15 protein-coding genes are annotated in these 13,413 nt (G+C 51.4%); 8 read left to right on the forward strand and 7 right to left on the reverse strand.

All coding sequences use genetic code 11. From position 1 onward, the window contains the following. The 3 genes from JW499_RS12085 to JW499_RS12095 all read left to right on the forward strand — a co-directional run. Positions 1 to 611 (forward strand): reverse transcriptase domain-containing protein (locus tag JW499_RS12085; protein ID WP_269814564.1); only part of this gene is annotated, 611 nt, incomplete at its 5' end. A 146-nt stretch (positions 612 to 757) separates the two neighbouring features. Beyond that, the gene (locus JW499_RS12090) at positions 758 to 1,486 is read left to right on the forward strand and encodes a hypothetical protein (RefSeq protein ID WP_205210846.1); all 729 of its coding nucleotides are present in this window, start codon (positions 758 to 760) and stop codon (positions 1,484 to 1,486) included. A 502-nt stretch (positions 1,487 to 1,988) separates the two neighbouring features. Continuing rightward, entirely contained in the window at positions 1,989 to 2,372 is a 384-nt protein-coding gene (locus JW499_RS12095) for a VOC family protein (RefSeq protein ID WP_205210847.1), read from the forward strand. A gap of 404 nt (positions 2,373 to 2,776) precedes the next feature. On the opposite strand, the gene JW499_RS12100 is transcribed toward JW499_RS12095, so the two are convergent. The 7 genes from JW499_RS12100 to rsxA all read right to left on the reverse strand — a co-directional run bounded on the left by JW499_RS12100 (position 2,777) and on the right by rsxA (position 8,149). After that, positions 2,777 to 3,043: an RnfH family protein gene (locus JW499_RS12100; protein ID WP_205210848.1), complete on the reverse strand. Its 267-nt coding sequence runs from the start codon at positions 3,041 to 3,043 to the stop codon at positions 2,777 to 2,779. Then, complete coding sequence (locus tag JW499_RS12105; RefSeq protein WP_205210849.1) at positions 3,040 to 3,726, reverse strand: electron transport complex subunit E; 687 nt, start codon at positions 3,724 to 3,726, stop codon at positions 3,040 to 3,042. The genes JW499_RS12100 and JW499_RS12105 overlap by 4 nt, the downstream gene beginning before the upstream one ends. Continuing rightward, entirely contained in the window at positions 3,723 to 4,394 is a 672-nt protein-coding gene (gene rsxG / locus JW499_RS12110) for an electron transport complex subunit RsxG (RefSeq protein WP_205210850.1), read from the reverse strand. Before rsxG ends, JW499_RS12105 begins: the two co-directional genes overlap by 4 nt. A gap of 19 nt (positions 4,395 to 4,413) precedes the next feature. Then, positions 4,414 to 5,472, reverse strand: coding sequence for an RnfABCDGE type electron transport complex subunit D (locus tag JW499_RS12115; RefSeq protein ID WP_205210851.1), 1,059 nt, complete (start codon positions 5,470 to 5,472; stop codon positions 4,414 to 4,416). Between the two features lie 5 nt (positions 5,473 to 5,477). After that, positions 5,478 to 6,944, reverse strand: coding sequence for an electron transport complex subunit RsxC (gene rsxC / locus JW499_RS12120; RefSeq protein WP_205210852.1), 1,467 nt, complete (start codon positions 6,942 to 6,944; stop codon positions 5,478 to 5,480). 10 nt (positions 6,945 to 6,954) lie between these two features. After that, on the reverse strand, positions 6,955 to 7,479 hold the full coding sequence (locus JW499_RS12125; RefSeq protein WP_205210853.1) for an RnfABCDGE type electron transport complex subunit B: 525 nt from the start codon (positions 7,477 to 7,479) through the stop codon (positions 6,955 to 6,957). 94 nt (positions 7,480 to 7,573) lie between these two features. Further along, the gene (gene rsxA / locus JW499_RS12130) at positions 7,574 to 8,149 is read right to left on the reverse strand and encodes an electron transport complex subunit RsxA (protein ID WP_205210942.1); all 576 of its coding nucleotides are present in this window, start codon (positions 8,147 to 8,149) and stop codon (positions 7,574 to 7,576) included. 313 nt (positions 8,150 to 8,462) lie between these two features. Here rsxA and nifL point away from each other — a divergent pair, with 313 nt between their 5' ends. From nifL to JW499_RS12155, 5 genes are all read left to right on the forward strand, one after another. After that, entirely contained in the window at positions 8,463 to 10,055 is a 1,593-nt protein-coding gene (nifL, locus tag JW499_RS12135; RefSeq protein ID WP_205210854.1) for a nitrogen fixation negative regulator NifL, read from the forward strand. Positions 10,056 to 10,064: 9 nt separating this feature from the next. Next, positions 10,065 to 11,690, forward strand: a complete 1,626-nt coding sequence (gene nifA / locus JW499_RS12140) for a nif-specific transcriptional activator NifA (RefSeq protein ID WP_205210855.1) — start codon at positions 10,065 to 10,067, stop codon at positions 11,688 to 11,690. Positions 11,691 to 11,901: 211 nt separating this feature from the next. After that, positions 11,902 to 12,678 carry an EAL domain-containing protein gene (locus tag JW499_RS12145; RefSeq protein WP_205210856.1) on the forward strand — a complete coding sequence of 259 codons (777 nt, stop codon included), beginning with the start codon at positions 11,902 to 11,904 and terminating at the stop codon, positions 12,676 to 12,678. 126 nt (positions 12,679 to 12,804) lie between these two features. Next, positions 12,805 to 12,981 (forward strand): hypothetical protein, encoded by a 177-nt coding sequence (locus JW499_RS12150; RefSeq protein ID WP_091362223.1) that lies wholly within the window; start codon positions 12,805 to 12,807, stop codon positions 12,979 to 12,981. A gap of 186 nt (positions 12,982 to 13,167) precedes the next feature. Further along, complete coding sequence (locus JW499_RS12155) at positions 13,168 to 13,377, forward strand: hypothetical protein (protein ID WP_205210857.1); 210 nt, start codon at positions 13,168 to 13,170, stop codon at positions 13,375 to 13,377. Positions 13,378 to 13,413: the final 36 nt, after the last annotated feature.

Consider the following 13,413-nt stretch of genomic DNA (forward strand, 5'->3'; position numbering starts at 1 on the left):
CTTTAGATCTGTGGTTCGAGAAGAAGATCAAACCCAAGCTTGAAGGCAGGGCAATGCTCATCCGTTATGCGGATGACTTTGTGGTGGCATTTCAATATCAAGACGAAGCGCGGGCCTTCTATGAGCAGTTGGCTCCCAGACTGAGAACCTTCAATCTGGACGTTGTGCCGGAGAAGACCTCGATTAAACGCTTTAGTCGCTTTCACCCGGGACAACAACGGCACTTTGAGTTTCTGGGTTTTCGTTTCTACTGGGATAAGGACTTTAACGGCGAGCCACGGCTCAGACGAAAGACTGCCCCGAAGAAACATAAGATGGCCTTGCAAACGTTTTATGCGTGGATTAAAGACAATCGCCATCGGCGACTGGATCACTGGATGCCACAACTAAAATGCAAGATTGCCGGATTCAGGAACTACTTTACGTTACCGGACAACAGCCTGAGTGTGGGGCGGATCTATGGTCACATACTCAACAGTCTGTATATCGGGCTAAACCGGCGAAGTGGTCGGAAAAGTTACACGTGGTCAGGGATGAAGGAGATGTTAAGATATTTTGGAATCCAGCCCATGCGAGTGAGTAAAAGAGTGATAGCAGTGGACTGGTATTGAGGGTCTGTGTTTTACACGGGCGAGGATATTATTGAAGAACCGGATGCGGTAGTTCCGCACGTCCGGATCTGTGTGGGGTCGTCTCGGTAACGAGGCGCTCTACCACGACTGTGTGAACACGCTGATGGAAAAAAAGGATAACCTTTGTGGATAGACGCTGGGGAGTATCGATTGATATTGAAGGATTTTCTGCTCTTTACGAGAGTGGTGAGACCGGGAGAAGTAAGGCGATATGGGCGTTACATGAGCTGATGGACGCAATAATAAAAATTGGTCAGCGCGCATACCCAGGTGATATTGCTTTGAATGAAGCTGATCGGATTTTTGCCCACCAGTTTGGTGATGGATTTGTTATTGTTTCAAACTTTGAAGAAACCGACTCTAGCAGGTGTATCGCAATCGCAGCTGCGATAATGCGCCATATGGTGATGAGAGGAGTTTGCACAAAAGCCGCTATCTCCGTTGGTGACATGACTGACATTAATGGCTGCTACCCCGACGCGGTCAGATTCTCTGACAATGGAACTCTGCGGCTCGGTGCTGGTTTAATGACTACGATACCCGTGATGGGAACGGCTTTGACAAAGGCATACAAATTGTCGTCTCGTGTATCTGGCAACGTACTTGTAGTGGATAAGCCGGCATTTGAGCATATTCCTAACTTTTTGGTTGCTTCATGTAGCGCTGAGTGCTGCTTTATCGATTGGCGCAGTGACAAACACGATCTTGCTCGGACAGTTTCGGAGAAGAGTGGCCTAGAATTTGGTAATAGAGATCAGCTGTTAGATTTGTTTGAGCAATACATTGCAAAAGATCCCAAACCGCCAGAAAAATGGATTAAATGTAGCAGGGCATCAATTGGGGAAAACACATAACCAAGCGCAGCACTACGCAGCCTTCGGCTGCCAGACGCTCGCAAGCTCGCGCTGATGTGCGTGGCGTTAAGCGTATGAAAATTGCAGACCACAATGGCTATTTGGAATTAACACGAACTTATGATCAAGAGTTTCCATATCTTCGCATCGCTGCCATGATTCAAACTAGTAGCGGAAAATTTGACGGAGAAAAAGGGAGTAGAAGAAGGAGTAGAAGGGACAGGCATATTCTAAATCACAAATCAGGGCCATATATTCCTGTTATATCTGGCTAAGACAGTCCTTTATTGAATTCAAAGCCGGCTTTGCGTTGGTTTTCCCAATCATTATTTTTTTGATTACCTACTTCCTTACGTCCTCAATTGCAGAAACTGCATTTAAGGTTTATCAGGGGGCTTGAATTGCAACATCTCAGGGAAGTCAGAGCCACTTAACTGGTGCAGCTGCGGATCATCGCTCGCTCATACGCCGGGTGTCATATCTCAATTAACCAGGAAATATTGTGCAAGTAGAAAGAATCGATCACCTTGTTTTGACCGTTAACGATATTGATGAAACTGTACGTTTTTATACATCCGTTATGGGGATGGAAAAGGTTGTTTTTGGAGAGGGGCGGGTAGCATTATCCTTTGGATGTCAGAAAATTAACCTGCATCAACTGGGTAGGGAGTTTGAGCCTAAAGCAGGCAGGGCTACGTCTGGTAGTTCCGATCTGTGTTTTATTATCAAACAGCCAGTAGAACAGGTTATTGCGCATCTGAAGGCTTGTAATGTACCCGTTATTGAAGGGCCGGTTAATCGAACGGGTGCGACTGGTAAAATCGTATCCGTTTATTTTAGAGATCCTGATGGCAACCTTATCGAAGTGTCGAACTATATTATGTAACCAGGCCATTAAGCATCGTCCACAGAGTAAAAGGGAACAGATCTGTTGAAAATCTATCCCGCTCAGCTCTTTTCTCTGTGGCCTCTGTGCCCTCTGTGGTAAAAACGCCCTGGTGGCTTAATCATCCTCATCGTCATCATCATCGTCAGGAACGCGGGTGATTTTGCGATAGATCTCAATCCGGTCGCCCTCTTCAAGCGAGGTAATGTGGATGAAGTTGTGCCATTGGTGATGCTCCAGTGCAAACGGTTATGCCGGAGGCCTGGGTTATTTAAGGTTTGCGGAGCATGGGCAGCGAGGTATGCATTCCCACGCGGGAGCGTGGGAACGAGTAATCTCTCCAGATTCTTTTCTCTGTGTCCTCTGTGCCCTCTGTGGTAAAAACGCCCTGATCCCTTCAGGAATTAATCATCGTCATCATCGTCATCATCGTCGTCAGGAACGCGGATGATTTTGCGATAGATCTCAATCCGGTCGCCCTCTTCAAGCGCAGCGTTCAGCCGGGTGAGTTTGCCGAAGATGCCGATCTTCTGGGTTTTCAGGTTGATCTCCGGGCATTGCTCCAGAATCTGAGATGCTTCGATGGCGGCTTCTACCGTGGCGCTGTCATCGATCTCAATATCGGACCAGAGTTGTTTTTTTTCGCCAGCATAGGCGATCGACACTTTCATACAGACTCCTCCTGCAAACGACCCTGCATTGCGTTTCGGCGGGCTTCCAGCTTACGGTCGGTGACCCGTTTTCCCGCGAGAATCAGGCCGAGACAGATAAAGCCACCAGGCGGAAGGATCAGCAGCAGGGTACCGCCATAATCGGGAAAGATTGTCATCTCTATGAATGCGAAACTGTTGCCCAGCAGCAGTGATGCATCGGCAAACAGGGTGCCGCTGCCCAGCAGTTCGCGCATGCCGCCCAGCAGCACCAGCACCCAGGTAAAGCCGACCCCCATGGCCAGACCATCAATCATCGATGGGCCGACATTGTTTTTTGAGGCGAAACTTTCCACCCGGCCGAGTATGGCGCAGTTGGTGACGATCAGCGGGATAAACAGCCCCAGCACCTGATACAGCTCGTGCATCCAGGCGTTGAGGAACATATCCACCAGAGTCACCATCGCGGCGATCAGCAGAATAAACACCGGTATCCGTACCTGAGGGGTGATAATCCCGCGTATCATCGAGACCAGCATATTGGAGACCAGCATCACTGCCAGGGTGGCGATGCCCATTCCCAGGCCGTTACTGGCGGTGGTGGTGACCGCCATCAGCGGGCAGAGTGCCAGCATCTGCCCGAGTACGACGTTGTTATTCCACAACCCGTCGGCCCAGATCTCTGCATAGGATTGCTGTGTCATTTTGAAGCCTCCTTATTTGCGCTCATCGCAGCACTGAGCTGTCCCTCAATCGTGGCGCGCTGCTGACTGTAATGTATCAGGCCGGTTTTCACCGCTTTTACGACCGCTCTGGGGGTGATGGTGGCACCGGTAAACTGGTCAAAATCGCCGCCATCTTTTTTCACCTGCCACTGGGTTGCCGAGTGGTTTTCCAGCGAATAGCCATTGAAAGAGGTGACCCAGTCATTCTTTTTAATCTCTATTTTGTCCCCCAGCCCGGGGGTTTCTGCGTGACTGATGGTGCGCACGCCGGTGATTTCGCCTTTTTCATTCAGCCCGAGCAGTAATACGATATCACCACTGTAACCCTTGCCGACCACCTCCATGGCAAGGCCGGACAGCTGTCCGTTCCGGGTCGCCAGATAGGCGACGTTATGGCCGGGGAAGGGGCTGTCTTTGAGGCTGTAGCGCAGCTCCAGCGGGTTGTTGTCATACAGGTCAGCGGGGAGTACCTGATCCAGCATGATCCGGGTGTCTTCCTCCAGTCTTAGCTGAATATCTTCGCGGGTGCTCTGATCACCCATGATCAGCAGCAGGCTGATGATGGTTGCCATACCACCTAGCAGACCCGCCTGATAACCGATGCGGTGGGTAAAGCTGGGGATTGCAATGGTTCTGGTGGGCTTCATTGTTTACTCCTCTTTATCACTACTCTTTCGCCACTTTCAGGGGCGCCCCCTTGTAGTTGTAGCCATAGATTCTCGGACGGAAATAACGGTCTATTATGGGTGTCATGGCATTCATAAACAGTACCGCGAAGCCGATCGCCTCAGGGAAGGACCCCCAGGTGCGGATGATAAAGGTGACCAGGCCTATCCCCATGCCGTAGATCAACTGGCCTTTGACATTGGAGGGCGAAGTGACCGGGTCGGTCGCAATAAAGAAGGCACCAAACATCAGTGCACCTGATAGCAGATGGTAAACCGCCGGGGCGTAACGTTCAGCATCGATACTGTTAAACAGGGTTGCCATGGCCGCCACGGTGACGATCAGGGCAACCGGGATATACCAGTGAATGATCCGTTTCCAGATCAGGAAGATGCCGCCTGCCAGCATCAGCAGTGCCGAGGTCTCCCCCAGACTGCCACGGGTAAATCCGGTCAGTGCATCGTTAACATTGAAAATTTCCGCCACCGAAACGGTGGAAGGAATCGCGGCGGTCAGTGCGGTTTTGACATGGCCCAGTGCCGTGGCGCCGGTCAGACCATCGCTCAGAGGAGTGACCAGAAAGGTAATCTCAAGTCCCTGAAGAAAGCCGGGTGCTGAGGCTTCCGTAATCGGATTGACACTGGCCCAGGTGGTCATCTCCAGGGGGAAGGAGATCAGCAGTCCGACCCGGGTCAGCATGGCGGGGTTAAACAGGTTTTGCCCCAGTCCGCCATACAGGTGTTTACCGATAACGATCGCAAACAGTGTTCCGGTAACCGCCAGCCACCAGGGGCCCCAGGGGGGCAGTGTCATGGCGATAATCCAGCCGGTAAGTATGGCTGAGCCATCCAGGGCAAAACTCATACGCTTGCCCGCGAGCGATAAACATAGCAGTTCACTGGCCAGCGCTGAGGCGATACAGAGAACCCAGAGGTTGATGGCAGGCCAGCCAAACAGATAGAACCCCAGCAGTGTTGCGGGGAGTAACGCAAAGCAGACCAGATACATTGTTCTTTCGACAGAGCTGCGATCATGCGCATGGGGGGATGAAATCATCATAGTGCTCAGACCTTCTCAACTTGACTATTCGCTTTCTTGCGGGCCGCCGCTTTAGCTGCCTTCTCCGCTTTTGCCGCGGCTTTTGCTGCAGCCTCTTTTTCCTGCCGGGCCAGACGTGCTTCAGAAAGTGATTTGGTATATTCCCCTTTGCTTGACTGGATCTGATTCTCCCGATGCTTGCCTTTGGCAAACTGGAAGTAGTGCACCAGGGGGATATGGGAGGGACAGACATAGGCGCAGGAGCCACACAGGATGCAGTCTTTCAGGCCGAACTCATTGGCGCCATCGTAGTCGTCTGCCCTGGAGTGGCGAGCCATCTCCAGCGGCAGCAGGCCCATCGGGCAGGCCTGCACACAGCTGCCACAGCGAATACAGGGGGAGGCCGCAGCTGAGTTAATCTCCTCGTTGGTGAGCGCCAGAATCGCGCTGGCCCCTTTGGTGATCGGCACGCCGGTATTGGGCAGAATCTGTCCCATCATCGGTCCACCCATCAGCATCCGTGCCGGCGTCGCAACCAGTCCGTCACACTGTTCCAGCAACCACTGTACCGGGGTGCCTATCAGCACCTCAACATTCTGTGGCGTTGCCAGTGCCTGCCCCGAGAGCGTCACCACCCGGGAGATCAGTGGGCGGTTCTGATAGATCGCCTGATGTACCGCAAAGGAGGTGGCCACGTTATGCACCAGCACTCCAATATCAGAGCTGCGCCCGCCAGTGGGTACCTCGCTACCGGTGATCACTTTGATCAGTTGCTTGGCTGAACCCATTGGATAGCGGGTTGGAATTACCCTGATTTCAACATTTGAATCTGTCTGAGCAACCTCCCGCATCGCTTTTATCGCTTGCGGTTTGTTGTCCTCAATACCGACGATAATCTGTTTGGCGTTAATTGCTTTGAGAATCAGCTGGGCACCACTGATAATCTCAGCGGCGCGCTCACGCATTAGCATATCGTCACAGGTGAGGTAGGGCTCACATTCACTGCCATTCAGAATCAGAGTATGGACATTCTGACGCGATCCGGCTTTCAGCTTCAGCGCTGCCGGGTAGGTTGCGCCTCCAAGACCGACTATGCCTGCGCTATCTACCAGATCGGCAATTGCTGCTGCACTGAGTTGTTGTGGATCAACCGGGGTTTCAGGCAGGTAAATGCTGTCCAGTCCATCCGGTTCGATGTGGATCGCATCGTAACTCAGCAGTGACGGGTGGGGGGCCTGAATCCGACCGATACCCAGTACTGTTCCCGATGTCGGCGCATGAATTGACGCTGAGCGGTCGCCTGCAGTCGCACCGATCAGCTCACCTTTGAGCACATGCTGTCCCTCTGCGACTATCGGTTTCGCTGGCAGACCTGCATGCTGGCTGAGGGGGATCGATAGCAGTGGCGGGATTCCCAATACCCGGATCGGTTTATCTGTGCTCTGCTCTTTGCGCTCATCCGCGTGCACGCCACCGCGCACTTTAAATTTCATCAACATCGTCTTATACCACCGCAGGTTTAGGCCAGTGCCAGTTGTCCAGAGTCTGCTCTTCCTGATGCAGCGCGATACAGTTCTCAGGGCAGGCGGTAACACACTTACCACAACCAGTGCAGGCTTCTTTAAACACATAGTGGAGCTGCTTATTGGCACCGATGATGGCGTCAGTCGGGCAGACTCTGAAGCAGCGGCAACAACCGGTGCAGAGAGATTCCTCAACCGATGCGGTTAACGGAACCGATGTCAGGTTGCTCAGATCCGCTGTCACCCCCAGCTTGTCCGCCAGACTCTTTGCCAGCACCTGGCCGCCAGGAGGGCAGCAGGTGACATCGGCCTGGCCATTCACCATCGCTTCAGCTGCACTGCCGCAGCCGGTAAAACCACACTGGCCACAGTGGGTGCCCGGCAACATAGATTCGACATCCTTAATGAGCGGGTCCTCTTCAACAGCAAAGACTTTGTCTGCATAACCCAGAATAAATCCCAGCATTAATCCGAGGGAAGTCAGTACAGCGATAGTCAGAAACATAATATTTACCCTTCTAAGCTATGGTTTAAAAAGTTCAGGTTTAAAAAGTCCAGTTTTTTAAACCCTGAAAACGGTGAGTAGCGCAACGGTCAACCTAGACGAGCCCGCCAAACCCCATAAAAATCATTGAAAGAATACCCGCGGTGACCAGTGCCACCGGTGTGCCGGCAAAGGTTTTCGGCACTTCTGACAGCGCCAGGCGTTCCCTCAGCCCGGCAAAGATAATCAGAACCAGAGAGAAACCGATTGAGGCACCAATGCCATAGGTCATACTTTCGATAAAGGAGAACCCCTCGCTGATGTTGATGAGCGCGACACCCAGTACGGCACAGTTGGTGGTTATCAGGGGCAGGAAAATGCCTAGTGTCCGGTGTAGCAGCGGGCTGCTTTTCTTAATCATCATCTCGGTAAACTGCACTACGGCGGCGACCACCAGGATGAAGCAGATGATTCTCAGATACTGCAGGTTCATCGGTTCAAGCACGTAGTGTTCAATTAACCAGCCTGACATACATGAAAGGGTCAGGACAAAGGTCGTTGCCACTCCCATACCGGTCGCGGTACTGAATTTATTGGACACGCCCATCAGCGGACAGAGACCCAGAAACTTCACCAGAACGACGTTATTGACCAGCACAGTGCCGACCATCAGCGTGATTAATTCCATCAATGCAACCTCAACAGATATATGCTGATAAGCTGTCTGCATTAACTGTGCCATTGGTAAGATGTTGAAATATAAGCTTTTGTGTTCTTTTTGTTTCTGTATGTTTAGCAACATTGTCAAAAACGTTACATCGCTTTTGTCGCTCGGTTTGTTTGTCGTATTTCCGACAATTTAGCGATTATCTGAACCTTAATGGTGCATTTTTTGTATGGGAATTGTCGGGGCTCTGGCCGTAAACCGCGCTATAACGGTAAACAGAGGGAGTGGCTTAATAATTGCAAAATCAGTTTCAGCAGTGCGAATCAGAGGAGCGGTTATGATCAAACAAGTCAGCGACAATCTTCATGCAAATGACAACGTTGATAATACGGAAGAACAGGCGATCTTTTCCGGGCTGCCCGGAAGCGTGTTTTTTCAGGCTGTCGAACACGCCCCTATCGCGATCTCGATCACCGATCTCAGCGCCAATATCATCTACAGTAACCAGACCTTCAGTCGTGAAACTGAGTATTCAAAAGAGGATGTCCTGGGCAAGAATGAATCAATTCTGTCCAACCATAATACCCCCCGAATTGTTTATGAATCCCTTTGGGGACGGTTAACCCAGCAGAAGCCCTGGGAAGGAGTGCTGGTGAACCGTCGCCGGGATGGTAAACGCTATCTGGCCGAACTGATGGTGGCGCCGGTTCTGGATGAGAACAATAAAACCATCAACTATCTGGGGATGCATCGGGATGTCACCGAGCTGCATATGCTGCAGCAACGGGTGCAGAACCAGAAAGAGATGATCGAAAAGGTGCTGGACGCGGCCCACACCTCGATTGTGCTGATGGATCAGGCAAACCGGGTGGTGCTGGATAACATCGCCTATAAAACCCTGGCCACCGATATCGCTCCCATCGAACCGGGTGCGCTGTTTCTGTCTAAACTGAAAGAGGATCTCGGGGCTGACTTTAACCAGCAAAAACTCAAGCCCGGAGAGACAATTGCTGGCCACGAGGTCACCCTTGAAGTGGGTAAAGGTAAGCAACACCGAATCTTCTCCTGTGATTACAGTATTGTTGGGATAGGGGATGAAAGTGCCGATGGTTTTTTCTCTAACCCGGTGCAGAACTATCAGATGCTGGTGATCAAGGATATTACCGAAATGCGTCACCGTGAGCGGCTGGAGCATATGAATGCGATGCAGCTGCTGATCGCGGAAGAGGAGTCGGTGTATCACCTGCGCGAAGCGCTCTCAGGTGCCATGTTTAAATTTCAGCAGCCGCTGAATCTGATGTCGGCCGCGGTGCGGATGCTGGAGCAGAGTGCCGCAGGGACTGAACTCTCTGCAGAGAAAATCGTTGATGTGCTGAAAGAGGCGATCCAGATTGGCCAGGACACCTGCAGCATGCTTGAAGGCGTTGTACCCCAGGGCAAACCCCGCTCATTTGGCTCAATCAATATCAATGAGGTGCTACGCAATGTACTTGAGTTCTCTACGTCTCGGTTATTGCGTAACGGCATTCAGGTGGTCTGGCTGCCTTCCGTCTATGTTCCGGCTATTAAAGGCCGGGAGAGTCGTCTTCACAGTATGTTTAAGCAACTGGTGGACAACGCCATCGATGTGATTGAGATGGAGCGCCCTTCGCGACGTGAGATTGAGGTTACCACCCGGGTGGAAAGAGAGGAGATTGTGGTCAGTGTGGCAGATACCGGTCCGGGCATTCAGGAAGCGATGATCACAAAAGTGTTTGAACCTTTTTTCAGTACCAAAAGCAACTACACCCCCACCTCTGGGCGCGGCATGGGGCTTACCCTGGCGCAGGAGGTGGTAACGGAACATTGTGGAACGGTTTCAATCGATCCGAAATACAAGGATGGCTGCCGGATTCTGGTGCATCTGCCAATCGATGCACGGGAAGGTTGATGGGGATATATGATGTCGAATAGTGCCGCTACCCGAACAGAGCTGTTTGAGCGCCAGCTGTGCGTGCTGGATAAAATATGCTGGACGTTAACCCGCTCCTTAGACCTGAACCCCAGCTTAGATGAAGTGCTGAAAATTCTGCATAACGAAGCGGAGATGAAAAATGGTTTGATCGCACTCAAAGATTATGAGATGGAAAACCTCTATATCAGTGCGGTGCACAGTGACTCTGATGTGGTGCAGCGGGCCAAAGAGGCGGCCCGTTATCAACAGGGGGAGGGGCTGGTCGGATCTATTTTAAAGTCACAAAGTTCTTTAGTGCTGCCTAACCTTGCCAACGAACAGCGGTTTCTTGACCGGCTGGAACTGTTTGAGCTGAGTCTGCCCTTTATCGGCGTACCGGTTAAGGATCAGCGGGGGGATGTGGTTGGAGTGCTGGCGGCTCAGCCGACCTCTGACCCGGAGCGGTTTCTGGCGGAAGAGTGCCGTTTTCTCAACATGATCGCCAACCTGCTGGCGCAGCTATTGCGTCTGCTGGGTGAGGTGGAACATCAGCAACAGCAACTGACCGATGAGCGGGATGAGCTGCGTCGGCGGGTCAGAGGCAAGTTTGGTTTCGAGAACCTGATGGTCGGGCACACTCCGACCATGGTGCAAATGTTTGAGCAGATCCGGCGGGTGTCGAAATGGGATACCACCGTGCTGTTGCGGGGCGAGTCAGGCACCGGTAAAGAGCTGGTGGCCAGTGCGATTCATTATAACTCGCCGCGGGCACATAATAGCTTTATCCGCCTGAACTGCGCCGCACTGCCTGAGAACCTGCTGGAGTCAGAACTGTTTGGCCATGAGAAAGGGGCTTTTACCGGTGCCACCCGCACCCGCCAGGGGCGTTTTGAACAGGCAGATAAGGGCACACTGTTTCTCGATGAGATTGGCGAAATATCACCGATGTTTCAGGCTAAACTGCTACGCGTATTGCAGGAGGGGGAGTTTGAACGGGTCGGGGGTAATAAAACCATCTCGGTGCAGGTCAGAATTGTGGCCGCCACCAACCGAAACCTCGAGCAGGAGGTCCGCGATGGTAGTTTCCGGGAAGACCTCTATTACCGGCTGAATATTATGCCGATCAACCTGCCACCTCTACGGGAGCGGATAGAAGATATTCCTGAACTGGTTAATTTCCTGCTGACGAAGATCGGTAAGGCGCAGGGACGACCACTGGATATCAGCAAAAATGCAGTACGAAAACTGATGACTCACTCATGGCCGGGTAACGTGCGGGAATTGGAAAACACCCTTGAGCGTGCCTCTATCATGGCCGAGGAGGGCGTCATTGAAGAGAATGATTTCTCCTTTAACAGTGCTGAGCTGATGGGGGGAAACTTTGCCTCGCTGACGTCGCAGTCGGCCCCTCAAATTGCCCCTCCGCCCCCTCAGCATCCGCCACAAGAGAGAGGGACTTCTGAGCTGTCCGGATCAGCGGAGGATGCGGATATGGATGAACGCCGTCAGGTGATCGCCGCCCTGGAACAGGCCGGCTGGGTGCAGGCGAAAGCTGCCCGGTTGCTGAATATGACACCGCGTCAGATCGCCTATCGGATTCAGACGATGAACATTGAAGTGAGGAAGTTATAACGCAGTGCCCCGGATCTACACATCCTGTTAGTGTTACTGAAGGGCGCTAAGTTTTGAGTAGAGGGAATACCGTTTCCCTACCGGGTTATTTCATATACTCTGACAATTGTTATGTATGTGCTCTTATGACAGTGCTCTGATGCAGGCATTTAATCAGATCATGACAGAAACATGATAAGTGCTGGGTATGATGGGGAGGGGGGTAACCGTTATGGCTGATATCCCAACAGAATGTAAGAAGTTGGTCTGCAGCAACTGTGCTGATGAAGTGGGACTTGAATTCGATTTTACCATGGCGTTTCAGCCGATAGTGAACTGTGCGGACCAGACTATTTTTGGCTATGAAGCACTGGTGCGTGGCCTGAATAATGAATCTGCCTATTCGGTTATCTCACGGGTTAATGATGATAATCGCTATACTTTTGATCAGTTGTGTCGGGTGAAGGCGATCGCTCTGGCCGCTCAGCTCGATATCAGATCGATTCTGAGTATCAATTTTCTGCCTAATGCTATCTACCGGCCAGAGCTCTGTATTCGCACGACCCTGGAGGCCGCCCGGACATACAATTTTCCTATTGAGAAAATTATGTTTGAGTTCACCGAGGTGGAAAAGATCGAAGACAGTAATCATATCAAACGCATCGTTGAGTATTATCAATCGCTGGGCTTTAAAACCGCGACTGATGATTTTGGTTCCGGCCATTCCGGTTTGAATCTGTTGGCCGACTTTCAGACCGATATTATTAAACTGGATATGGCCCTGGTTCGGAATATCCACGAAGACAATGTGCGTCAGTCGATTGTGATTAACTGCCTTAATATGTTCCGTGATCTGGGGATCACTCCACTGGCTGAAGGGATTGAAACCATCGAAGAATTTGTCTGGTTACGTGACGCCGGTGTTGAACTGATGCAGGGGTATCTGCTTGCCAGGCCAGGCTTTGAAAGTTTACCGCTGGTTGATTTTGATGCGCTGTTAACTTCATAAGATAATAAACGCTAAGCCCTGCCAAAATTCATTTTTTAGCGCGGGTCCTTGGTGGGGGGAAATATCCCACCGAAGAGTCATGAAAAATGGTATAATGCTCCGCCACCACTCAAACGGAGTTATTTTATGGCAGTTAAATCTAAAAAAGCAGCAGCAAGTCAGACACACGATTCAATCGCAGAACAGACAGCTGCCTTCCTGAAGGCCGGTGGTGAGATCCAGCAGATAGAGAAAGGCGTTTCCGGCCGGGAAAATAATGGCGGCCCGCGTCATATTGTATTAGGCAAGCCCCAGAACAAGTAATATCGTCAGCCGATAAACTAAACCGCGCTCGGACTTCAGAGCGCCGTCATCTTTTATAGCCTGCTAATACACCCGTTGTTATTCCCCGCACTATGAGCCCCTCTTCTGTGGCTGTAGTTTGCTGGCGTAATGCGAGTATCTTCACCCAATAGATTCATTCCACCCACACGATTGGATATTGTATTCATGGCGTCCCGAGCGTTTACTCTACAACGAATATGTAATTTTGCCGGCAAGGCGTTTGATCCTGATTCCGATGAACAGGTCAGCGAAGTTTTGCGCAATAAGTTTAATATATCACTTCCCCAGCGACGCACCCTCAACGATGCAATGGAAGCGGTTTGTAGTGATCACGATATTATCGCCCTGATTTTACAATACCGGACAATGGCGTGATCATTAGTTGCTGAGACTCAGAAAATCCTGAAATCA

Source organism: Amphritea pacifica, from assembly GCF_016924145.1.
Lineage (GTDB): Bacteria > Pseudomonadota > Gammaproteobacteria > Pseudomonadales > Balneatricaceae > Amphritea > Amphritea pacifica.

Bases quoted from the DNA above. Each gene is read 5' to 3' on its own strand.
- JW499_RS12100 (WP_205210848.1), bottom strand. From the start codon at position 3,043: ATGAAAGTGTCGATCGCCTATGCTGGCGAAAAAAAACAACTCTGGTCC.
- JW499_RS12105 (WP_205210849.1), bottom strand. From the start codon at position 3,726: ATGACACAGCAATCCTATGCAGAGATCTGGGCCGACGGGTTGTGGAAT.
- rsxG (WP_205210850.1), bottom strand. From the start codon at position 4,394: ATGAAGCCCACCAGAACCATTGCAATCCCCAGCTTTACCCACCGCATC.
- JW499_RS12115 (WP_205210851.1), bottom strand. From the start codon at position 5,472: ATGATGATTTCATCCCCCCATGCGCATGATCGCAGCTCTGTCGAAAGA.
- rsxC (WP_205210852.1), bottom strand. From the start codon at position 6,944: ATGAAATTTAAAGTGCGCGGTGGCGTGCACGCGGATGAGCGCAAAGAG.
- JW499_RS12125 (WP_205210853.1), bottom strand. From the start codon at position 7,479: ATGTTTCTGACTATCGCTGTACTGACTTCCCTCGGATTAATGCTGGGA.
- nifL (WP_205210854.1), top strand. From the start codon at position 8,463: ATGATCAAACAAGTCAGCGACAATCTTCATGCAAATGACAACGTTGAT.
- nifA (WP_205210855.1), top strand. From the start codon at position 10,065: ATGATGTCGAATAGTGCCGCTACCCGAACAGAGCTGTTTGAGCGCCAG.
- JW499_RS12145 (WP_205210856.1), top strand. From the start codon at position 11,902: ATGGCTGATATCCCAACAGAATGTAAGAAGTTGGTCTGCAGCAACTGT.
- JW499_RS12150 (WP_091362223.1), top strand. From the start codon at position 12,805: ATGGCAGTTAAATCTAAAAAAGCAGCAGCAAGTCAGACACACGATTCA.
- JW499_RS12155 (WP_205210857.1), top strand. From the start codon at position 13,168: ATGGCGTCCCGAGCGTTTACTCTACAACGAATATGTAATTTTGCCGGC.